The 21,651-nt window shown below is 70.3% G+C and carries 15 protein-coding genes; 9 read left to right on the top strand and 6 right to left on the bottom strand.

Translation table 11 applies throughout. The annotated features are described in order from the left end of the window. Positions 1-245: 245 nt before the first annotated feature. From rlmD to ahr, 7 genes are all read left to right on the top strand, one after another. On the top strand, positions 246-1,550 hold the full coding sequence (gene rlmD, locus M0G41_RS11160) for a 23S rRNA (uracil(1939)-C(5))-methyltransferase RlmD (RefSeq protein WP_248209273.1): 1,305 nt from the start codon (positions 246-248) through the stop codon (positions 1,548-1,550). Between the two features lie 2 nt (positions 1,551-1,552). After that, positions 1,553-2,041 (top strand): CYTH domain-containing protein, encoded by a 489-nt coding sequence (locus M0G41_RS11155; protein WP_248209272.1) that lies wholly within the window; start codon positions 1,553-1,555, stop codon positions 2,039-2,041. Beyond that, positions 2,042-3,040 (top strand): beta-N-acetylhexosaminidase, encoded by a 999-nt coding sequence (gene nagZ, locus M0G41_RS11150; RefSeq protein ID WP_248209271.1) that lies wholly within the window; start codon positions 2,042-2,044, stop codon positions 3,038-3,040. It abuts the gene before it with no gap. Continuing rightward, entirely contained in the window at positions 3,037-3,585 is a 549-nt protein-coding gene (locus M0G41_RS11145) for a hypoxanthine-guanine phosphoribosyltransferase (RefSeq protein WP_248209270.1), read from the top strand. Before nagZ ends, M0G41_RS11145 begins: the two co-directional genes overlap by 4 nt. A gap of 38 nt (positions 3,586-3,623) precedes the next feature. Further along, positions 3,624-4,382, top strand: a complete 759-nt coding sequence (locus M0G41_RS11140) for an S-methyl-5'-thioinosine phosphorylase (protein WP_248209269.1) — start codon at positions 3,624-3,626, stop codon at positions 4,380-4,382. Positions 4,383-4,428: 46 nt separating this feature from the next. Further along, positions 4,429-6,072 (top strand): isovaleryl-CoA dehydrogenase, encoded by a 1,644-nt coding sequence (locus tag M0G41_RS11135; protein ID WP_248209268.1) that lies wholly within the window; start codon positions 4,429-4,431, stop codon positions 6,070-6,072. Between the two features lie 648 nt (positions 6,073-6,720). Further along, positions 6,721-7,737 carry an NADPH-dependent aldehyde reductase Ahr gene (gene ahr, locus M0G41_RS11130; protein WP_248209267.1) on the top strand — a complete coding sequence of 339 codons (1,017 nt, stop codon included), beginning with the start codon at positions 6,721-6,723 and terminating at the stop codon, positions 7,735-7,737. A 143-nt stretch (positions 7,738-7,880) separates the two neighbouring features. Here ahr and M0G41_RS11125 read toward each other — a convergent pair whose 3' ends face one another. After that, a complete protein-coding gene (locus M0G41_RS11125) occupies positions 7,881-8,498 on the bottom strand; it encodes a hypothetical protein (protein ID WP_248209266.1) in 618 nt (205 codons plus the stop codon). 101 nt (positions 8,499-8,599) lie between these two features. Further along, entirely contained in the window at positions 8,600-9,220 is a 621-nt protein-coding gene (locus tag M0G41_RS11120; RefSeq protein WP_248209265.1) for a hypothetical protein, read from the bottom strand. 265 nt (positions 9,221-9,485) lie between these two features. Between M0G41_RS11120 and M0G41_RS11115 the strand changes: the two genes are divergently transcribed. Further along, entirely contained in the window at positions 9,486-11,411 is a 1,926-nt protein-coding gene (locus M0G41_RS11115) for a winged helix-turn-helix domain-containing tetratricopeptide repeat protein (RefSeq protein WP_248209264.1), read from the top strand. A 454-nt stretch (positions 11,412-11,865) separates the two neighbouring features. Here the strand turns inward: M0G41_RS11115 and M0G41_RS11110 are convergent, their stop codons facing one another. The 3 genes from M0G41_RS11110 to M0G41_RS11100 form a co-directional block, all read right to left on the bottom strand. Then, on the bottom strand, positions 11,866-12,711 hold the full coding sequence (locus tag M0G41_RS11110; protein WP_248209263.1) for a lipase secretion chaperone: 846 nt from the start codon (positions 12,709-12,711) through the stop codon (positions 11,866-11,868). 188 nt (positions 12,712-12,899) lie between these two features. Then, positions 12,900-13,832 (bottom strand): lipase family alpha/beta hydrolase, encoded by a 933-nt coding sequence (locus M0G41_RS11105; RefSeq protein WP_282452867.1) that lies wholly within the window; start codon positions 13,830-13,832, stop codon positions 12,900-12,902. Positions 13,833-14,092: 260 nt separating this feature from the next. Then, on the bottom strand, positions 14,093-16,432 hold the full coding sequence (locus tag M0G41_RS11100) for a cytochrome-c peroxidase (protein ID WP_248209262.1): 2,340 nt from the start codon (positions 16,430-16,432) through the stop codon (positions 14,093-14,095). A 965-nt stretch (positions 16,433-17,397) separates the two neighbouring features. On the opposite strand from M0G41_RS11100, the gene M0G41_RS11095 reads away from it, so the two are divergent. Continuing rightward, a complete protein-coding gene (locus M0G41_RS11095) occupies positions 17,398-18,945 on the top strand; it encodes a hypothetical protein (protein WP_248209261.1) in 1,548 nt (515 codons plus the stop codon). Positions 18,946-18,988: 43 nt separating this feature from the next. Here M0G41_RS11095 and M0G41_RS11090 read toward each other — a convergent pair whose 3' ends face one another. Then, entirely contained in the window at positions 18,989-21,334 is a 2,346-nt protein-coding gene (locus M0G41_RS11090; RefSeq protein ID WP_248209260.1) for a winged helix-turn-helix domain-containing protein, read from the bottom strand. Positions 21,335-21,651: the final 317 nt, after the last annotated feature.

The following is a 21,651-nucleotide window of genomic DNA, read 5'->3' as shown; positions in this document are numbered from 1 at the left end:
AGAGAAGTGACTCGGGCCGGCCGAAGGACGGTTCGAAACGCCCTTGATGTTGATCTTGATCTGGCTCTGGATCCAGAACAAAGGCCCATTTCGCCGGCCAGGGCGAACGGCAAATATGCGCCCAAAGCGCGCATTGCCGCCCTTTCCCGGTCATGCCGGCCTGTCCTCGCTCCGCCGTCCAACGCCATGCGCGGGGCGCCGGGTTCTGAGACAATCCGCGCCCGTTTTGCGAAGCAGGAACCGGCGTGGCGCGTGAGGTTGAGCTGGAGATCCAGGATCTGAGCCACGATGGACGTGGCGTCGGGCGCATCGACGGCAAGGCGGTGTTTGTCGCCGGGGCGCTGCCCGGCGAGCGGGTGCGGGCGAGCCTGGTCTCGCGCAAGCGCAACTTCGACGAGGCCCGCACCATCGAGGTGCTGGAGGCGTCCGCTGATCGCGTGGTGCCCAAGTGCGCCGCCTTTGGCCTGTGCGGCGGCTGTGCCCTGCAGCACATGGACCCCGCCGCGCAGATCGCGGCCAAGCAGCGGGTCCTGATGGAGAACCTCGAGCGCATCGGCCACGTCACGCCGGAGTCGGTGCTGCCCCCGCTGACCGACGCGCCCTGGGGCTACCGGCGAAAGGCCCGCCTTGGCGTCAAGTACGTGCGCAAGAAGGAACGCGTGCTGGTCGGCTTCCGCGAGGCGGCCGACCCGCGCTTCATCGCCGACTGCCAGCGCTGCGAAGTGCTGGTACCGGAAGTCGGCGAACGCCTTGCCGAGCTGGCCGAGCTGGTCTCGGGCCTGTCGATCCGCGAGCAGCTGCCGCAGATCGAGGTGGCCGCCGGGGATTCGCAGACCGCCCTGGTGTTGCGCCACCTGCAGCCGCTGAGTGCCGCCGACCGCGAGGCGCTGTCGGCCTTCGCGGCGCGCACCGGTCTTGCCATCCACCTGCAGCCGGGCGGCAATGACTCGGTGGTGCCGCTTGATCCGGGGACGCCGCCGCTGCAGTTCGCGCTGGACGAGGGTGCCCTGAGCCTCGAGTTCCGCCCGCTGGACTTTGTCCAGGTCAACGCCGGCATGAACCACCGGATGATCGCCCTGGCCCTGCAGCTGCTCGACCTGCAGCCGCAGCACCGCGTGCTGGACCTGTTCTGCGGACTCGGCAACTTCACCCTGCCGCTGGCCCGCCGCGCCGCTGCCGTGGTCGGCGTCGAGGGCGAGGCGGGCCTCGTCCAGCGCGCCCGCGAGAACGCGCAGCGCAATGGCCTGTCGAATGTCAGCTTCCACGCCGCCGACCTGTCCAAGCCGCTTGCCGGCGCCGACTGGCTGGCCGCGGACTACGACCGCCTGCTGCTCGATCCACCGCGCACCGGCGCCGACGGCATCATCCCGCAGCTGCCGCTGTCGCGGATCCCGCGCGTGGTCTACGTCTCCTGCCATCCGGGCTCGCTGGCCCGCGACGCCGGCATCCTGGTCCGCGAGCATGGCTATCGGTTGCGCGCGGCGGGGGTGATGGACATGTTCCCGCACACCGCGCACGTCGAGAGCATCGCGCTGTTCGGGCGGGATTGAGCATGGGCATCGAGATCGAGCGCAAGTTTCTGGTCATCGGCGAGGCCTGGCGCGATGCTGTCGAACGCAGCGAGCCGATGGACCAGGGCTACCTCGGCGGCGAGCGCGCCTCGGTGCGCGTGCGCATCGCCGGCAGCGGCGCCTTCCTCAACATCAAGTCGAAGCAGGGCGGTGCCTCGCGCCTCGAATTCGAATATGCCGTGCCGGTCGATGAGGCGCGGGACATGCTGGACGCGCTGGCCCTGCCCGGACGCATCGCAAAGCGCCGGCACTACGTCACCCACGCCGGACACCTGTGGGAGATCGACGAGTTCGAAGGCGAGAACGCCGGCCTCGTGGTGGCCGAGATCGAACTGCAGAGCGAGGACGAGGCCTTCGAGCGCCCGGCCTGGCTGGGCGAGGAGGTCACCCACGACCTGCGCTACTACAATTCCGCCCTGGCACAACAGCCTTTCTCCCTCTGGGGGAAGGGTGCGGACAAGGAGAGCTGAGTGCTGATCATCGGCATCAACGGCCAGCGGCTGGCCGACAACGAACGCGAGTGGCTGGCCCATCCGGCGGTGGCCGGGGTCATCCTGTTCTCGCGCAATTTCGCCTCGCGCAGCCAGCTGATCGAACTGGTAGCCGAGCTGCGCGCCGCGGCGCAGCGGCCGATCGTGATCTGCGTCGACCAGGAGGGCGGCCGGGTGCAGCGCTTCCGCGACGACGGCTTCGTCGCGCTGCCGCCGCTGGCCGCACTGGAAAGCGCCGGCGAATCCGAGGCCCTCGCCGAACAGCACGCCTGGCTGATGGCCAGCGAGGTGCTGGCCTGTGGTGTTGATCTCAGCTTCGCGCCCGTGGTTGATCTCGGCCGCGGCAACCTCGCCATCGGCGACCGCGCGCTGTCCGCCGATCCGCGCCAGGTCTCGCGCCTTGCGCTGGCCTACCTGCGCGGCATGCACGCGGCCGGCATGGCCTCGACCCTCAAGCACTTCCCCGGACACGGTTCGGTGCGCGAGGACACGCATTTCGACGCCGCCATCGACCCACGTCCGCTGGAGGCTCTGCGCGAGGCGGACCTGCTGCCCTTCCAGGCCGGCATCGAGGCCGACGCCGATGCGGTGATGCTCGCCCATGTCACCTATCCCGAGGTCGATGCGGCGCCGGCCGGCTACTCGCGACGCTGGATCCAGGACATCCTGCGCGGCGAGATGGGCTTTGCCGGCGTGGTGATCAGCGATGACATCGGCATGGCGGCGGCGGAGTCCGCGGGCGGCGTGGCTGCGCGGATCCGCGCCCACTTCGATGCCGGCTGCGACATCGTCCTGGTCTGCACGCCCTCCCTGGTGCCCGAGGCCCTGGCCGGCCTGCCAGAGGGCGCGCGAGCCAAGGCTGAAGTGGTCGGCCGACTGGCTGCCCGCCGCCAGCAGGACTGGCTGGCCCTCTCCGCCGACCCGCGGCACCAGCGCGCTCGCGACGCCCTGCGACCGCTGCAGGAGGCCAGCGCATGAGCGCGCCGACGCCGCTGCTCGACGACGTGCTCGCCGATGCCGAGCTGGTCCACGACCGTGCCGCGATCCACGCCGCCACCCGGCGCATGGCGGGCGAGCTGCGCCGCGACCTGGCCGGCCAGCGCCCGCTGTACCTGACCATCATGCACGGCGGCATGCTGTTCGCCGCCGAGCTGGCGCTCGAGCTCGGCTTCGACGTCGAGTTCGACTACCTGCACGCCACCCGCTACCGCGGCGACACCCGCGGCGGCGGCCTGCACTGGCTGCGCCGTCCCGAGCGCGACATGCAGGGGCGACCGGTAATCCTCGTCGACGACATCCTCGACGAGGGGCCGACGATCGTGGCGGTGCGCGACTGGTGCCGCGAGCAGGGTGCCGATAGCGTGCACATCGCGGTGATGTGCTGGAAGCGCCATGACCGGGGCGTCGCCGGACTCGCTCCCGACTACTGGGGACTCGAGGTGCCCGACCGCTACGTGTTCGGCTACGGCATGGATTTCCACGAGCAGGGTCGCAACCTGCCGGCGATCTACGCCCTGCCTTAACCTGTACGTGCCGCGATAGACAACGGGGAGCCCCGCCCATGCAGCCCATCGACCTTGCCATCATCGGCGGCACCGGCCTGTACCGGCTGGCCGGCCTCGAATCGCCGCGGGAGGCCTCGCTGCCGACGCCCTTCGGGCATGCTTCGGCTCCGGCGCGGGTCGGCACCCTGGCCGGGCGCCGGGTCGCCTTTCTCGCCCGCCACGGCGAGGGGCATTCGGTGGCCCCGCATCGCATCAACTACCGCGCCAACCTGCACATGCTGCACGCCCTGGGCGCGCGCCGGGTGCTGGCCCTGAACACCGTCGGTGGGATCACCCCGCGCTTCGCGCCGCGCGCGCTGGGCGTGCCGGATCAGATCATCGACTACACCTGGGGTCGCGAGTCGACCTTCTGCGATGCCCCGGGCGCCGCCGTGCAGCACGCCGAGTTCGCCGAGCCCTATGACGCCGACCTGCGCGCGGCCCTGCTGCGCGCCGGCAGCGACGCCGGCGTCGAACTGGTCGAGGGCGGCTGCTACGCAGCGACGCAGGGACCGCGATTGGAAACCCGCGCCGAGATCAGCCGCCTGCGCCGCGACGGCTGCGACGTGGTCGGGATGACCGGCATGCCCGAGGCTGCCCTGGCCCGCGAACTCGATCTGGCCTACGCCTGCCTGGTGATCGTGGCCAATTGGGCCGCCGGCTGCGATCCCGCCGGGCGCGACGCCGCGCCGATCACCATGGACGAGGTGCTCGGCAACGTCGAAGCCGCCAGCGGCCTGCTGCCGGCCTTGATCGAGGCCCTGATGCAGCAGTAGCGTCGGGGGTCCGCGTGGCCAAAGAGCCACCCCGCACGGATCCCGAATGAGCCAGCTGCCGGACTTCGCCACCCACGTCGTCACCAACCAGCCACCGCCGCTGCTGCCCTTCGACGCCTGGCAGAGCGACGCGCCGCTGCGCGAAGCATTGGCCCGTGAGGCGCCGGATACCGACATCGCGCCGCTGGCCGACTACGGCCGCCGCGTCGGCGGCGAGCTGAGCGAGTGGGGCTTCCTCGCAAATCGCAATCGACCCGTCCTGCACACCCACTCGCGCTACGGCGAGCGGATCGACCAGGTCGAGTTCCACCCGGCCTACCACCAGCTGATGCAGGCCGCGATCGGCGCCGGCGTCCACAGCCTTGGCTGGGAAGGCCGCCCGGGCGACCAGGTGCGCCGGGCCGCGCTCTCCTACCTGCACCACCAGGCCGAGGCCGGCACCAGCTGCCCGCTGACCATGACCTATGCCGCGGTGCCGGTGCTGCGCCAGGGTGGGGCAGGGCTGGCGCCCTGGCTGGAGCGCGCCTGCTCGCGCGAGTACGACGCGCGCTTCGTCCCCGGCCTCGACAAGCCGGGGGTCACCCTGGGCATGGGCATGACCGAGAAGCAGGGCGGCTCGGACGTGCGCGCCAACGCGACGCGTGCCGAGCCGCTGGGAGGCGGACGCTATCGCCTCGTCGGCCACAAGTGGTTCTTCTCGGCGCCGATGTGCGATGCCTTCCTGGTGCTGGCGCAGGCGCCGGACGGGCTGAGCTGTTTCCTGTTGCCGCGCTTCCGCGAGGATGGCTCGCGCAACGCGCTGCGCATCGTCCGGCTCAAGGACAAGCTGGGCAACTGGGCCAATGCCTCCAGCGAGGTCGAGTTCGAGGGCGCCGAGGCGCAGCGGATCGGCGACGAGGGGCGCGGGGTGGCGACCATTCTCGAGATGGTCTCGCTGACCCGGCTCGACTGCATGTTGGGTTCGGCCGCCGAGATGCGCCGCGCGCTGGTCGAGGCCCTGCACCACGCGCGGCACCGTCAGGCCTTCGGCCGCCCACTGATCGACCAGCCGCTGATGCGCGAGGTGCTGGCCGACCTGGCGCTGGAGGTCGAGGCCAGCGTTGCGCTCGCATTCCGCGTCGCCGCGGCCATCGATCGCGCAGCGGATTCGCCCGCCGAGGCGGCGCTGGCACGCATCGCCACGGCGCTCGGCAAGTTCTGGATCTGCAAGCGCGCGCCGGCGCTGGTCAACGAGGCCCAGGAATGTCTTGGCGGCGCCGGCTACGTCGAGGAATCGATCATGCCGCGCCTGTACCGCGAGGCACCGCTGAACTCGATCTGGGAGGGCTGCGGCAACATCCAGTGCCTTGACGTGCTGCGCGCCCAGCAGCGCGAGCCGGCCAGCGCCGAAGCCTTGGCCGCCGAACTCGATCGCGCCGCCGGCCGTCATCCGGACTACGACGCCGCGCTGGCCGCCTGCCGCGCGCAGCTGGCTGCGCTCGGCAATGATCCGGAAGGCGGCCAGCGCCTCGCCCGCCAGCTCGGCCAGCGTCTCGCGCAGTGCCTGCAAGCCAGTCTGCTGCTGCGCGCCGAACCGGCCCTCGGCGCGGCCTTCAGCGCGGCGCGGCTGGGCGCCGGGCGCGGCGCGATCTACGGTGGCAGCGCCCTGGCCGAGGTCGAGGAGTGCCTGTTCACGCGGGCCTGGGGCTAGCTTCCGTTCGGCAGCCTCACCCTCATCGTCCAGCGCAGCGGTTTCGCACACGGCCTGCCTCGATGCGCCCGGACCTGCCTGCCAGAGCCTGCCGATCCAAAGAGCGGGTCAAGCCAAGGCAGATCGACACGATCGCGTCCGCACGCGCTCCAGCTCCCGGGCTCCATCAGCTGAACCGGGGGGGTCTCCGATATGGGCGCGAAGCAGACATGCATAGGGTGCGGCTGGCCGCACCGGGCGTGGCGTCCGACCGCCCGTATCGGTGCGCCAAGGCACATTCTGGGGCTTCGCTGACGCCCAACGAAGTCCGACTGTGGGAGCGCCCTTGGGCGCGACCGCGGAAATCCGCTCTGCCCGCGGTCTGCGGTGAATCCGTAGCGCTGCGGTCGCGCCCAAGGGCGCTCCCACCATTTGACTGCGGCAAGGTCTGCCTTGCGGCGCAAGCCGGACCTTGCAGCGCCGTTGCATGTAGCCAGCTTGCTGGCGATAGGCGCCGGGGATCGGACGATCGCCAGCAAGCTGGCTCCTACATTCGGGTTGTGCGATGCGTCTGTCCTGCGCCCTTTCCATCCCCTCTCTGCTTGCCGCTTCATCTGCCCTTGCCACATCCCGACTATCCTTGGCCCCTTGATCCAAGGGAGACACCGCATGGCCAAGGTCAAAGCCTGGGCGGCGCCCGCCGCCGGCAAACCGCTTGAGCACTTCGAGTTCGATCCGGGCCCGCTGGCCGATGGGCAGGTGGAAGTGGAGGTGGAGTACTGCGGTCTGTGCCATTCCGATCTGTCGCTTCGCGACGACGAATGGGGGATGACCCAATTTCCGTTCGTGCCGGGCCATGAGGCGGTCGGCCGGGTGACCGCCCTGGGCGAGGGCGTGCGCGGGCTGGAGGTGGGGCAAAGGGTCGGAGTCGGCTGGAATGCCCATAGCTGCCAGCATTGCGGGCAGTGTCTCGACGGCAAGCACAACCTCTGTCCCAGCGTGCAGCCGACCCTGGTCGGGCGCCACGGTGCTTTCGCCCAGCGGGTGCGGGTCGATGCCCTGTGGGCGGTTCCGATCCCGGACGGTCTGGACCCCGCCGAGGTCGGTCCGCTGCTTTGCGGCGGCATTACGGTGTTCGCGCCACTGCGCGAATTCGGCATCTCGCCAACCGCGCGGGTCGGCGTGGTGGGGATTGGTGGCCTTGGCCACCTTGCGCTGAAGTTCGCCCGGGCCTGGGGCTGCGAGGTCACTGCTTTCACCTCCAGCGATTCCAAGGCCGATGAGGCGCGCGGCTTTGGTGCGCATCGCGTGGTCAATTCGAAGGACAGCAAGGCGATCGGCAAGCTGGCCGGGCAGTTCGATCTGATCCTGGTCACCGCCAATGCCAGCCTCGACTGGGATGGACTCACGGCGGCGCTGGCGCCCAACGGCCGCCTGCACGTGGTCGGCGCGGTGCTGGAGCCGATCCCGGTGCAGGCCTTCCCCTTGATCATGGGCCAGAAATCGATCAGCGGCTCACCGACGGGATCGCGCAAGGCCATCGACGAGATGCTCGCCTTCGCTGCGCGTCATCAGATCCTGCCGAAGACGGAGCATTTCCCGATGTCGAAGGCCAACGAGGCGCTGGAGCACCTCAAGGCCGGCAAGGCGCGCTATCGGGTCGTGCTCGACGCCGATTTCAGCTGAGGGAGGTACCTTGCACGCCGGCCGCGACGTGCGGGTTGGGGCTGCCTCAAGGCCATTGGCGAAATGTCGTCGACCGGGGGCGCCGACTGGCGCCGCCGGTCGTATCTTCTAGCGGGGCTCTCCCGGGACAGCGTGCACCGGCTTCAGAGGCCGCCCTCGGCGCCGAAGGCGGCAAACCCCTGCGGCCCCGGCACGTACAGCACCGTGGTCTCGGCGCCGAAGGAGATAAACCCCTCCACCCCCGGCGGATAGGGCAGGCTCACGGCCTGCTCGGATTCGGCATCAAAGACGATCTCGGCCTCCGGCCCCGGCACGAACAGCACCGAGCCCTCGGCGCCGAAGGCGATAAAGCCCTGCACCCGGCCCTCGCCGGTCGGCAGCATGACCAGGCCGGCGACCTGCTCGACGCTGACCCGCTGCGCCGAGCGCGCCTCGCCGAGCACGGCGAGCTCGCTGCGGGTGGTGATGCGGCGCAGGGGCAGGCCGCAGGGGGCGAGCAGGGCGAAGTCGCGCGGCCGCGAGCGGGCCCACTCGCCCTCGGGGCCGTGGCCCTGCAGGCTGGCGCGGCCGAAATAGGCGCACTGGCCGCCGATCGAGGGCTCGCTGTACTCGATGTCGAGGCGGACGTCGATGAAGCCGACAAAGGCCGCCTGCACCTTGTCGGCGGCCATGGCCGGGGCCACGGCAAGCAGCAGCAGGGCGGCCAGCAGGCCGCGGCAGGCGCGCGCGGCGCCGTGGTCAAGGTCAAAGGAACGGGTCATGGTGGATCTCCCTGTTGAGCGATGGCCGGGGTCGCCGGGCCACGGGGCCGTGGCGAGCGCGGCTGGAAGGACGGGCCAGAAATGCAGTGGCGCCGCAGGATCTAGAGGCTGGTCTCGTGACCAAAGGCGACAAACCCCTCCGGCCCCGGCACGTACAGCACGCTGGTCTCGGCGCCGAAGGCACCAAACCCCCCCACCCCCGGCGGATAGGGCAGGCTCACGGCCTGCTCGGATTCGGCATCGAAGACGATCTCGGCCTCCGGCCCCGGCACGAAGAGCACCGTGGTCTCGGCGCCGAAGGTGATAAAGCCCTGCACCCGGCCGTTGCCGGTCGGCAGCATGACGAGGCCGGCGGCCTGCTCGACGCTGACCCGCTGCGCCGAGCGCGCCAGGCCGAGCACGGCGAGCTCGGCGCGGGTGGTCAGGCGGCGCAGGGGCAGGCCGCAGGGGGCGAGCAGGGCGAAGTCGCGCGGCCGCGAGCGGGCCCACTCGCCCTCGGGGCCGTGGCCCTGCAGGCTGGCGCGGCCGAAGTAGGCGCACTGGCCGCCGATCGATGGCTCGCTGAACTCGAGGTCGAGGCGGACGTCGATGAAGCCGACGAAGGCGGCCTGGGCCTTGTCGGCGGCGGCCATGGCCGGGGCCACGGCAAGCAGCAGGAGGGCGGCCAGCAGGCCGCGGCAGGCGCGCGCGGCGCCGTGGTTGGGGTCGAAGGAACGGGTCATGGTGGTTCTCCCTGTTGATCGATGGCCGGGGTCGCCGGGGCACGGGGCCGGGGCGACGGCTGCAGCCTGCACCGGGGCCGGGGGGGCGCGCCTTCGGATGGACGAAGGAATCCCTGAGGAAAAGCTTAGGGCTTTGTAAATCAGTGGCTTGGGCCCGGCTCGCAGCGGGCGCCGGGGGCGTGCAAAGCGGCGCCGGAGGCCCTGCCGGGGCCGCCGGGAGGGCCTGCGCTACCATCGGCGGGACCGACCTTGGCGCGCTTTACGGATGCGAGACCCTTTCCGACTGGCCGACCTGACCGTGCTGCCCGATCTGAACGAGATCCGGCGCGGCGATCAGCACGCCCGACTGGAACCGCTGGTGATGGACCTGCTCTGCCTGCTGGCCGGGCAGGCAGGGCAGGTGCTCGGCAGGGATGAGCTGCTGGAGCAGATCTGGAAGGACCGCTACGGGGCGGACGCGAGCCTGACCCGGGCGATCTCGCTGCTGCGCAAGACCTTCCGCGATGCCGGCGTCGAGGCCGAATGGATCGAGACCGTGCCCAAGCGCGGCTACCGGCTTGCCGTGGCCCCCGAGCGGATCGAACCATTCGCCGGGGGCGACCCGCCGGCGCCGCCTGCCGGCCTGCGGCGATCGCCGGCGCTGCAGGGCCTGCTGGCCGCGGCCGCGCTGCTGCTTGCCCTGCTGGGGTGGGGGCTGTGGCAGCGGGAGGGCGGCGAGGCGCCGGTCTCCGGTGAGGCCTCCGGTCCGGCCACCGCGCAGGCGCCGCGATCGATTGCCGTGCTGCCCCTGCTCAACCACAGCGCTGACCAGGACGCCTACCTGACCGACGCGCTGCACGATGAGATCCTGACCCAGCTGGCGCGAATTGGTTCGATGAAGGTCATCTCGCGCACCTCGGTGATGCCCTTCCGGGACAGCGACCAGCAGGCCTCCGCGATTGCCGCGCAGCTGGGGGTGCGCCATCTGGTCGAGGGCAGCGTGCTGCGCGCCGAGGATCGGATCCGGGTCAACATCCAGCTGATCGACGGGCGCAGCGATGACCACCTCTGGGCCCAGGTGTTCGATCACGCGCTCACCGCCGATGGGCTATTTGCGATCCAGTCCGAGATCGCCGAGGCCGTCGCCCGCCAGCTCGACGCGCGGATCACCGCCGCCGAGCGCGCCCGCTTCAGCCACCGGCCGACGCAGAATTTCGAGGCCTACCAGGCCTACCTGCTCGGGCGCCAGGCCTTTTTGCGGCGCACTTCGGACCGGGTCCCGGGGCTGCAGCGCGCCCTCGAGCATTTTGACCGCGCGCTGGCGCTGGAGCCGAACTACGCCGATGCGCTGGCTGGCAAGGCCGCCGTGCATGCCGTCTGGCCCGGCTACGTGGCGGGCCCGCCGGACGGCCGCGCCATCGCCCTGGCCATCGAGCATGCCGAGCGCGCGCTGGCCATCGACCCCCTGCTGGCGCAGCCGCACGCGGTGCTCGGCCTGGTGCTGGATTCGGGCATCGAGCGCTTCACGCACCTCGAGCGCGCCGTCGAGCTGGCGCCCAGTGACGCCACCGCGCATCTATGGACCGGCCTGAACCATCTGGTCGCGGGGCATCTCGAGCGGGGAGAGGCGAGCCTATTGAAGGCTCGCGAACTCGATCCGACCTATCCGATCGTCAACCAGTGGCTGGGCGTGGTGGCGGACCTGCACGGCGACCCGAACAAGGCCCTTGCCTACGCCGAGCAGGGGATCGCGATGGGCATGAACTCGGCGCGCGGGCTGATCAGCGTGTTGCGACTGCGCGAGGGTGACTACGCGAGCGCAGGCGAGCTTTTCAAGGCGGTCGTCTCCCCGGAAGAGCAGGCCGTGCTGCTTCGGGCAGTGACGGCGGCCGTCCGCGACGGCCAGCTGGGGCCCGACACCATCGCCGCGATCCGCGGCCCCGGGGGTGGTCACAGCATTCCGCATTTCCGGATCGCAGCGCTGGCCGCGGTGGGTGCGCATGACGCGGCCCTCGAGCTGATCGCACAGCGCCTGCCGGTGGACATCACGGCTCTGGCATACGTCTGGCACGTCGGCGACCCCGAGCTCCGCCGTCTGCCGCTCTTTGAGACCCTGGCCCGCGGGCTGGGGCTGCCGGCGTACTGGCGCGCGAACGGCTTTCCACCCGGCTGCGATGCGCTGGGGCAGGATGGCTTCCGCTGCACCCAGTGATGGCCGCAAAGGCCGATGGGAGTGAGCGATTGCCGCCAGACTGAGTGTCCGGCTTTGCCTGCAACGAGATACAGGCCGCCCGCCGGCCGCCGACGAAGCGCCGATCGGCAGTGGTCGACCCGGAGAGTGCGGCGGACAAGGCGTGTTTCGGGCGCAAAGAAGACCTTCCACAACACCCGAATGTAGGAGCCAGCTTGCTGGCGATCGTCCCATCCGGGGCGCCTATCGCCAGCAAGCTGGCTCCTACAGCGGGACCGGGGCGAATGCGAACTTCGCGCCCAAGCTTGACCCTGCGCAGCTCGCAACCGGGGCGGGCCGCTGCAGGTCATTCGTCCGCCAGCGGTGGTCAGTGTCTCTTGCGACCGTGTTCAGCTGTGCCGGCCAAGCTGGGCAGCAGTCCGGCGGTGGGCAAGGGCGGTGGATGGGCCGGGCCGCGCGGCCCGGCGTGCGCCATTCAGCCCGACCCCGGCAGCCCGCTCAGGGCGACGACGCGGCGGCGCTCGGCTTCGCTGAAGCGCGATGCCAGCATCGCCTCCAGGGCCTGCCTGCGGGTGGTCTCGTCCAGCGTCGGGTCGGCCATCAGGCGGGCGCGTTCGCTGCGGTAGTCGTCGAGGCGTCGCGCCCATTCGGCCTCGGCGGCGTCGAGTGCGGCCAGACGCTCAGCGGCGGCCTCGCCCCACAGCGCGCTGCGCTCGGCGAAACGTTGGGTTGCGTCTGCCTGCAGCGCCTGCAGCTGCGACTCGTGTTCAGACAGCAGGGTAGGCGTTTCGGCCAGCGACTGGGCTCGCCGTTCGCCCGGATCGCGGCCTGCTTCCAGCGCGGCCAGGGCCTCGAGTCGGGCGGACTCGTCGAGTCCGGGGTCGCGAAGCAGGGCGAGGCGCTCCAGCGTGTGGGCGAGGTAGGCTTCTTCGCTACCGAACAGCGCCTCGGCGTCGGCGCCGAAGTGCGCTCGCCGCAGCGCGGAGAGCTGCGCCAGGCGTTCGGCCGGGTCAGCGATGTCTCCGAGCTGGCCCTCCGCGTGCTTGAGGGCCAGGTAGCGCTCGAACAGGGCGAGGACGTCTTCCGAGACCGCCACGCCGTGGCGCTCGCTGACCCAGTGGGCCAGCAGGGCGCGGATTTCCGTCAGGGTGAATTCGCCGAGCAGGGTCAGTGCGTGGTCGAACACGCGCCTGAGGCCGGCGTCGAGGCGCACGCGGCCGATCGCATCGAGGCGGATCTCGCCGTCGAGGTCGCTGCCCCGCATCGAGCTGTCTGCCAGGCGCTCCAGAAGCGCTTCGATGCGCGGACGATGGGAGGGCATGCCCGCGGGGCGCGCTGCCGCCACCGTCGCGTTGGCGGCGGTCTCCGGTTCCGGTGATGAAGCTTCTGCTTCAATGGGTGCGAGCTGGCTGGGTGTGTCCCGCGACGACGGCCACGAGTGCCAGGCAAGCAGGCCCAGCAGTCCGGCGGCGAGGAATATCCCCGCCGCCGAAGCGTATTGCCTTGTTTTCACAGACCGGCGTTCTTCAGCCGGTTGGCGTGCGCGCGCACTACGCTGACCGGGTTCGGCGCGAACCAGCTGGTCAGCCCGAGCACCTGGTTGACCTCGTCGAGGTGGTTCCAGAAATAGTCGTCACGCAACACCACACCCCAGTGGGACGAGCAGCGCCCGACCAGGCCGTCGTTCTGCTCCCAGCCGAAGAACAGGCTGCCCGCACCCATCAACGGATCGCTGGCGTCGAGCACATGGGTGAGCACACCGGTGCCGCCCCAGCTGTAGTAGCGGATGCCATTGACCACCGCTGCGCCCTGGCCGCAGCTGCTCGTCGGCTTTCCCTGCGGGTGCTGGGCGTTGAAGGTGGCGGCGCCCTGCGAGGACAGCGAAGCCAGCGCACCCAGCGCGTTCTGCGGGTCGCCCGCGCCGCCGGAGAGCACCTCGATGAACACTGACAGCGCATTGACGAAGCCGGCCACGAGGGGTCGCAGCGGCGAGCCCGGTGGTAGCGCGCTGTTGAGGCCGTCGGCTACCTTGCTGCCGGTATGCGGTGCGCCGACGCTGGTCACCGAGGCCACCAGGTCCGGGCGGACGGAGGCCACGTAGCGGATCGTGGGTCCGCCATGGCTATGGCCGATCAGGTTGAAGCGCGCATGGCCGTAGACCGCGCGCAGGCGATCCAGGTCGCGGATCAGCTGCTCGCCGCGCACTTCGGTGAAATGGCTGGCGGAGACGTTGGCGACATAGACCCGCGCGCCGCCGCTGCGCAGCGAGGACGGCATCCCGTACCAGTAGTCATAGACGCCGAGCAGCGAGTCGAAGCCCAGCAGCCCGTGTACGAGGACGATGGGATGGCGGGTGGCGGTATAGCCCGACTGGGCGCCGGCGATCAGCGGAAACAGGCACAGCAGGATGGCCGCAAGCGTGCGGCGGAAAGCATGAGACATGACCCCTCCCCGAGGCTGTCGAAAGTTGAGCGGCGCCCCCTGCGCGCCGGCTGCGGGAGGGTCTGGTTAAGACCCTGACCCGCGGCATCGAATCCATTCGCATTTTCCTGGGGCGGACCATACGGGCGGGTACGGCTTCTGCGCACGCTGCGATGCAGCAAGGTTTCAGTGGCGACGATCGGCGCAGCGGCGGTGCGTCCTCGCGCGGCGTGTCTACGCCGCCCGCGATGCCCGGGCCGGGTCAACTGCCGCCACGCACCTCATAGCGGCAGGCCATCGGCGTCCACCGCATTCAGTTGCATCGCGTCCGGCGCCTCCTCAGGCGTGGGGATCCAGCGGCTGAAGCAGGTGCGGTCGAGCAGGCAGGGGTCGGTCAGCGTGCGCAGGAATTCGGCCAGCTGCAGCTCCACCGCGAAGGGCACCGTGGCGGGCAGGGCAGGCAGGGCGCCTTCGGGATCCTGTTCACGCACGCGCTGCAGCTGGTCAAGGGCCTCACGACTGTTGGCGCGGGCGGCGGTCTCTCCGTCGGCGCAGCCGGGCTCGGTATCGAAGGGTGGCAGGCGGCACCATCCGGCGTTGAGCATGAGGTTGCTCACTGCGCCGCCAGGTGAGCGGTAGTGGCTGATCACCTTCGACAGCGAGGAATAGCCGCCGGCGTGCCCGTAGGGTGCGGTCAGCGCGACGTTCAGCAGGCTTGGCGTGCGGAAGGCGAAGCGCTCGATATCACGCCCGCTGATCCGCCCGCGGCCGGTATCGGCACCGTCCGCGCTCTCCACCCCCGGGCCGATCTGCGGGAAGGCCAGCACATGGTGCTGCTCGTCGCTGAACAGGTCGCCGCGGTGGCACTGCGCGCATTGCGCGCCGCCGTCTTCGATACGGCGAAGGAAGGCGAGCGCGCCGGCCTTGGCGTCGTCGCCGATGGCCGAGAGGTTGCCGCGCACGTAGCGCGCCCAGGGCGTCTCGACGAACACCGCCGAACGCTGGTACTCGGCGATCGCCTCCGCGATGGTCTCGAAACGGATCAGCGTCTCGGCATCGGCTTCGCTGTCGAAGGCAGCCTGGAACCGCGACAGCCACTCGCCCGGCGGCAGGCTTCCGCGGCCGCTGCCGTAGTTGCCGATGCGCGCGGCCAGATGCCGGCGGACGGCGTCACCCTCCAGCCCGGGAAAGCCCTGGCCCAGCATCTCCGCCGGGGCAAGGACCGGAAAACGCGCCTGCGCTGCGAGCAGGGAGGCACCCGCCAGGGGGTCGGCCCTGCCCGGGGCCGAGTCCGGGGTGGCGATGCCGCCCATAGCCAATCGTTCCACCCGCGAATCCCAGAACAGGCCGCGCTCGTACAGGGCGCTGTTGAAGAACGTGTTGGCGTTGCGACCGATCCGCAGCACGCCGTCGGCGGGCACCCGGCCGGGTCCCACCAGATCGGGTTCTGCCGCTGGCGTGCCCACGGACACGGCGAGGCCGTCGGCACCGCCCAGGGCCGGATGGTGGCAGGACGCGCAGGCCACATCGCCCTCGGCGCTGAGCGCGCGGCTGAAGAACAGCAGCTTGCCGAGCTGGGCAAGCGGCGCATCGATGCCCGGTAGCTCGCGCCCGGCGCCGGGATCGCCACCGAGTCCGTGCTCGGCCAGCAGCGGGCGCAGCGCGCGGTCGAGCTCGGAGGGTTCGGGCAGCAGCGGCGCGCAGGGCAGGCCTTCCAGCGCGCCGACGGCCCGTGTCCAGTTCAGTCCGAAGTCGACGCTTCCGGTGTAGCGCATGCGGGTGGCGGTGCAGCCGTCCTGTTCGATCCGCAGGCGCCCCGCCGCCACCAGTTCCACGTCGGTAGCCCGGAAGGCGGTACCGAAGCGCGCCCCGCGACCGCTCAGCAGCTGGACCTCGAAGCGGTCGCTGTCGGGATCGACCTCGGTAGATCCCACCCGCCACACCGGGGCGCCGGCCTCGTCGAAGCTGAAGTAGTAGACCGACGCGATCCGGCGCTCGCCGGCACGCTCGAAGGCGATGAAGCTGCCTTCTCCGGCGCGGGCGGCATCCCACCAGGCTCCGGACAGGCTGCCCGGCAGGCGCGAGAGTTCCGGATCCGGCCGCGAACCGTCGCAGTCCGTGCCTTCGAGCGGGCCGTGCAGGCGCGTCAGCGGCAGGCTGAACGCGCCCTCCGCATCGGCATGGAGCAGCCCGATCTGGTTGCAGCCCTCGAGGGTCAGCGTGGCCGTTCCCGTCTCGACGATATCGACCGACTCGCTGCGGAAGCCGGCGCCGAAGCGGCCGCCGCGGCCGCTGAACAGCGGGATGTCGACGCGGATGGCGCCCGGCGCGTAGTCGGCGGCACCGACCAGCCAGCGCGGCGCGCCCTGGTCGTCATAGGTAAACCACGCCATCACCGCAACGCGGCGGCCGGCCACCTGCTCGAAGCTCAGGAACTGGCCTTCGCCGTCACGACTGGGGTTCCACCAGCTGCCGCTGTGATGGCCCTGGAACCCCGCCATCGGGCTGGCGTCGGCCGAGGGCGCTGCGAGGACCAGCGCCAGCGAGAGGATCAGGATCAGATGCGCGCGCGCAGGGGAGAAGGATGTCGGGGACGGATGCATGGTCAGGGCCTCGATCAAGCGTTCGCCACCACCGTATGACGCTCGCGCTGGCCGGTCTTGAGCAAATCCTAAAGCCGAGTAAAACCCCGTTTGATCAGGTACATAAGCGGGCATGGGGCGGGAATCGCCGCCCCGGCGGAGAGGCGGGAAAAGGCCGAAAGGGGTGGGCCACCGCCTGCGGCTCGGCCTTGGGCGCATGGCCGGCAGTTTGATCGTTGGCTGCCAGGCTGATCGATCGGCTTTGCCTGAGCGCATGGCCAGAACGGGTCGGCCGACTCGCCACGACCGGCGAAACGCCAGCCCGCCGACGCTGACCCCGAGTGATCCGATTTCGGCGCGTGCTGCGGGCTCAAAGCGGACATTCGCCACCGACCCCGATCGGGCGGGCTCTTCGTAGGAGCGGACCTGGCCGCGACCGCGGAGGTTCGCTCTGGCCTCGGTCTGTGGAGAACACGCCACGCCGCGGTGGCGCCCATGTGCGCTCCTGCAGTCGGACTTCGTTGGGCGTCAGCGAAGCCACATAAGGTGTGCCTCGGCGCACCGATACGGGCGTTCGGACGGTTCGCCCGGTGCGGCCAGCCGCACCCTATGAATGTCTGCTTCGCGCCCGATCCGGCCGTTCCCGATCGTCCGCTCATTGCCGACCTCAAGCCGGCCATGAGTCTGCCGGCGGTGGGCGAATCCCGGGTTGCTCGCTCCAGACCGGTCGACGGTCCCTCGCCACCCGACGCGTCGGATCCCCGCACGCGGATAGGGAGACGGTTCTCGGGTGAGTTCGATTGAATGGCCGCATCTCCCCGTCGAGGCCCGGGCGAGGGATTGGCGATGAGGTGTTTATGGATCGGCTTAAGTGCATGAAGGAAAGGCGGTTTAGAAGATTTTAGTGTTTGCTCAGGACTCCTCTCCGCCGCCCTCCTAGCGTGGGTCTCGCCCTGCAGGCATGCCTCGGGGCTTCAGTCAGACCCATCTGAGGAGAGACACGCATGGCAACGCAACTCACCACCGATTCGATTCGTCGGCGCCCGGTATGGCGCGCCGTTTCCCTCGCCCTGCTCGCGCTTGGCATGGCCGCGCCTGCCGCCGCCGAGAAAGTGAGCTTCCAGTTCTCGCAGGTCTTCCCGGGCGGCGGTCAGGTCGACGGCTTCGTCATCGGCGAAGACCTCGACGGCGACGGCAAGCTGTACTCGATCGCGCCGCTGATCCGCGGCTTCCTCGGCCTGCCCGAAGGCGACGAGGTCGAGTACGTCAGCATCCACGTGCAGAACATCAATGGTCGCAGCTTCACCCAGGTCTACAGCAAGGAAGACGGCGGCCTTGAAGATGACAACAACGCCTTCTTTGGCTTCAGCTACAACCTCGATGGCGGCGCCTTCGGCGACGACGACGACGAGGGGATGTTCCTTGGCCCGCTGGCGCCCAGCACCAGCTACATCATGGGGCCGCGGTTCGCGCCGGCTCAGGCAGCGCAGTCCGAGGCGGGCTTCGGTCCCTGCGGCAATCCCGACGGCTTGCCCTGCGCAGCGATCACCACCCTGCTGCCGGTTGATCCGTTCCCGAACTTCGAGCTCACCTTCAACCTGTTCAGCAGCGCCGCGGTGCCGACCACCACCGACCTGCGCTTTACCTTCCGCCAGACCGGCTTCGACGGCGGCGGCGTGGTGCAGGGCTGGATTGCCGGCAAGGATCTCGACGGCGACGGGCGCCTGTATTCGATGGGCCCGTTCACCGGGGGCTTCTTCAACCTGCCGACCGGTGACGAGGTGCGCTACGCACACGTCAACACCGAAGGTTTCAATGGCGACACGCTGCGACAAACCGTCGACCTGGTCGGCACCCCGCGCGACGACAACTCGGTCGCCTTCTTCTGGGCGGGCTACAACCTGACCAACCGCTACTTCGGCGGCGATCCCGATGAGGGCTTCAGCCTTGGTCCGCTGGCCCCGAGCACGAGCTTCTCCGCCGGGCGTCTGGTGCCGTTCAACTCCGGCGTGGCCTTCGAGGACGAGCCCTTCGGTCTCTGCGGCGAAGAGGGCGCGCTGTGCAGCGCCGTCTACTCGCTGACGCCCAGCGAGCCGTTCCCGGCGGTGGAAACGACCTTCTTCGACCTCAGCGGCAACACGATCGAGATGGTGCCGGCGCCTCTGGTCGCCGACCGCCAGTTCTCGGGCCTGTGGTACGACACCGCCCGCGAGGGCGAGGGCTTCTCGCTGACGCCGCTCGACAGCGGCGACGCCGCCGTCACCTGGTACACCTACGACGAAGAGGGCGTGCAGCGCTGGTTCAACGGCGTCGGCCGCCGCGAGGGCCTGTCGATCATTGTCGACGAGCTTGCCGTGACCCGCGGCGGCCTCTTCGGGCCCGAGTTCGACCCCGAGACGGTCGAGCGCGAAGTCGTCGGCAGCCTGCGCATCGACTTTGCCCACTGCAATGCTGGCACCGCCACCTACACCGTGAACGGTGTGGACGGTAGCCAGAACCTTGTTCGCCTCACCCGTACGGACCGCCTGCGTTGCCACGGGCCCCAAGGCTGAGGGAACTGGCCCGGGCCGGTCGGGGCGACCCGGCCGGCCCGGTTCATTCGATCAGCGGCGCATCACGCTGCTGCATGTACCGCCGGCGCTGCTCGGCCACGCCGGCCTCCAGGCGATCAAGCAATCGGCCAAAGTCCTCCGACTCGACGATGCCGGCGAACTCCGGATAGGCATCAAGCTGCCACCAGTAGTACCGCCAGCCCTTATCCACGAGATCCGTCAACGCTTCCAGCGCGGCATCGTCCCGCCCCTGCAGGGCGTGCACCCAGGCCTGTTCGAGGCCGATCACCAGCTCCGGGCCCTGCTGCAGCCGCAAACGCTCGGTCATGGCGGCGAAGGCGGCAAGCAGCGATTCGGCCTCGGCGTCGCGGCCCTCCCCACGCAGGCAGCGCACGGCGACCCGGCTGGCCATCGACAGGCTCGGTGCAACCTCGGGAGGTGAAGCGAACAGTCCCGGCATGCGCTGTTCGAGGATCTCCAACGCGCGGCCGCAATCCTGGCGAGCGTAGGAGTCCGCCACCAGCGCGGGGATCATCCGGTCATTGCGCCATGCCAGGTCGAGCAACTCGTCCATCAGCGCGTGGCGTGCCTCCCATTCGCCGCGGAAGCCGAGGATGGCCTGGCGCAGGTAGAGCTCGTGCAGTCGGCTGTCGTGGGCGGCGGCCAGCGCATCGGTGCAGGTCTCTGCGGCGAAGTCGTCGCCCAGCTGCAGGTACATCTCGCACTCGCGCATCCAGCGGATCGGGCTGTCCGGATCCAGTCGGCGCTGGGCCTGGAGATAGCGCATGGCTTCCGCGCTGCGCCCCAGGCGGATCAGGTAGCTGGACATCGCGCCATACGCCGCGGCCACCTCGGGGTGCTGGCGCAGCGTGTCCTTCAGCTGCGCCAGCGCCTCCTCCGCGCGGCCAACGGCCCAGTAGGCATCGGCCAGCCGGCGCCCGATTCGATGCGATAGCGGGTCGATGCGCTGGGCCTGGCGGATCGAGTCCAGAGCCTCGTCGAATCGACCGAGAAAGAGCAGCAGGTCGCCGCGATGGACCCAGGTGCCGGCGTCGTTGGGATTGCCATCCAGCGCCCGCTCGAACAGCGACAGCGCCTGCTCCCGGTTGCCCAGCCGGCGCTCGTTCATTGCCAGGGCGCGCAGTACCTCGGGGTCATCGGGAGCCAGGGACCGGGCGCGATCGAGCGCCTCCAGGCCGCGCGCCAGTGCGGCCTGGTCGATCCTGCCGCGATGGCCGACCAGCAGGCCGCCGATCTCGAAAAGACCGACCAGGGCCGGCACGTAGTCCGGGTCGTGCTCCAACGCCTGCAGGTAGAAGCCTTGGGCGGCCTCGGCGCTGGCCAGGGTGTCCTCGTCGCGGGCGAACCGGGCGCGGGTGGTGAGGTCGTAGGCGGCGCGGCTACGCGGCTGGCGCAGCGCGCGCTCGGGCAGCAGGCTGTCGGTCAGCGTGCGCGACACCTCGCTGGCAATCTCGTCCTGCAGGGCGAAGAACTCGCCCTCCTCGCGGTCATAGCTCTTCGACCACAGGTGCATGCCGGACTCGACGTCGATCAGCTGGGCCACCACCCGCAGTCGCTCGCCGTCATGCATCAGGCTGCCTTCGAGTACGGCACGCACCCGCAGGGCCTCGCCGATCTCATCGATGGTGGCAGTGCCGTCGCGGAAGGCAAACGAAGACGTGCGCGCCGCGACCTGCAGCCCCTGCACCTGCGCCAGCATGTGGATGATGCGGTCGACCAGGGCGTCGGCGAAGTGCCGCTGGTCGCCGGCCTGGCTGAGGTCGAGGAAGGGCAGCACCGCGATGGAAGGGTCCAGCGAGATCTTCGCAGATGGAGCCACTGCCGCTGCCGGCGGCGGCTGGGTGGTCCGGGAAGTGACCGCGTGCCACGCCACCATCGCGATGCCAAGGGTGACGACCAGCAAACCGGCGACCAGCGGCCAGCGCATCCTTGGCGATGCGCTGGGCAGTGACTCCGGATCGGCGGTGTGGGTGGGGGTTTCCACCGCTGGCGACGCAGCGGGCGATTGCTCGGCCGGATCGCCGGGCGGTGCAGCGCTCAGCGCCTGCGACAGGTCGGCAAGCGCCAGGCCGTCGCCACGATAGCGGTAGCCGCGCCGCGGCACGGTCTCGATGATGCGATGGGGGCGGCGGCTATCGCCCAGCGCCCTGCGCAGGTCGGATACCGCGACATTGACCGAATCATCGCTGGCCGCCTCGAGGTGCCCCCACACCGACTCGATCAGCTGATCGCGGGAGATCACCTCACGCGCGTGCTCGACGAAGAAGCGCAGCAGGGACAGCAGGCGCGGCGGCAGCCGGTCGATGCGCCCGTCCCGCATCACGTCTCCGCTTTCGAGGTCGACGATGCAGGGTGGATCAGACGGCATAGGCATAGCCCGTGGAACGGGCGGTCACTGTGCGGCCGCTCAGGTTCCGGCGACGACGCAATAGGGTGCTCGCTGAAACGCTCCCCCCGACCGCCGACGGGCAGGCATGGGGCGCAGGCTTGGTGGGCTTCGACCGCTGCGGCATGCGAGCACTCCCTGTCTTGCCGTCGTTACTTCGGGGCGACGCGGGCACGAGTCCGACCAGTGCTTTGGCACGGCGGCAGGGGCACGGCGCCCGATGGCCTGCGAGCCTAGCAGAGGCAACCGCGTCGGGCATCCGTGGTCGTGCCGGCTAGCACATGGTCCGCCCCGAATCA

The organism is Pseudomarimonas salicorniae (assembly GCF_023156535.1).
GTDB classification, from domain to species: domain Bacteria; phylum Pseudomonadota; class Gammaproteobacteria; order Xanthomonadales; family Xanthomonadaceae; genus Pseudomarimonas; species Pseudomarimonas salicorniae.
This window is presented reverse-complemented; position numbering and strand designations above follow the sequence as displayed.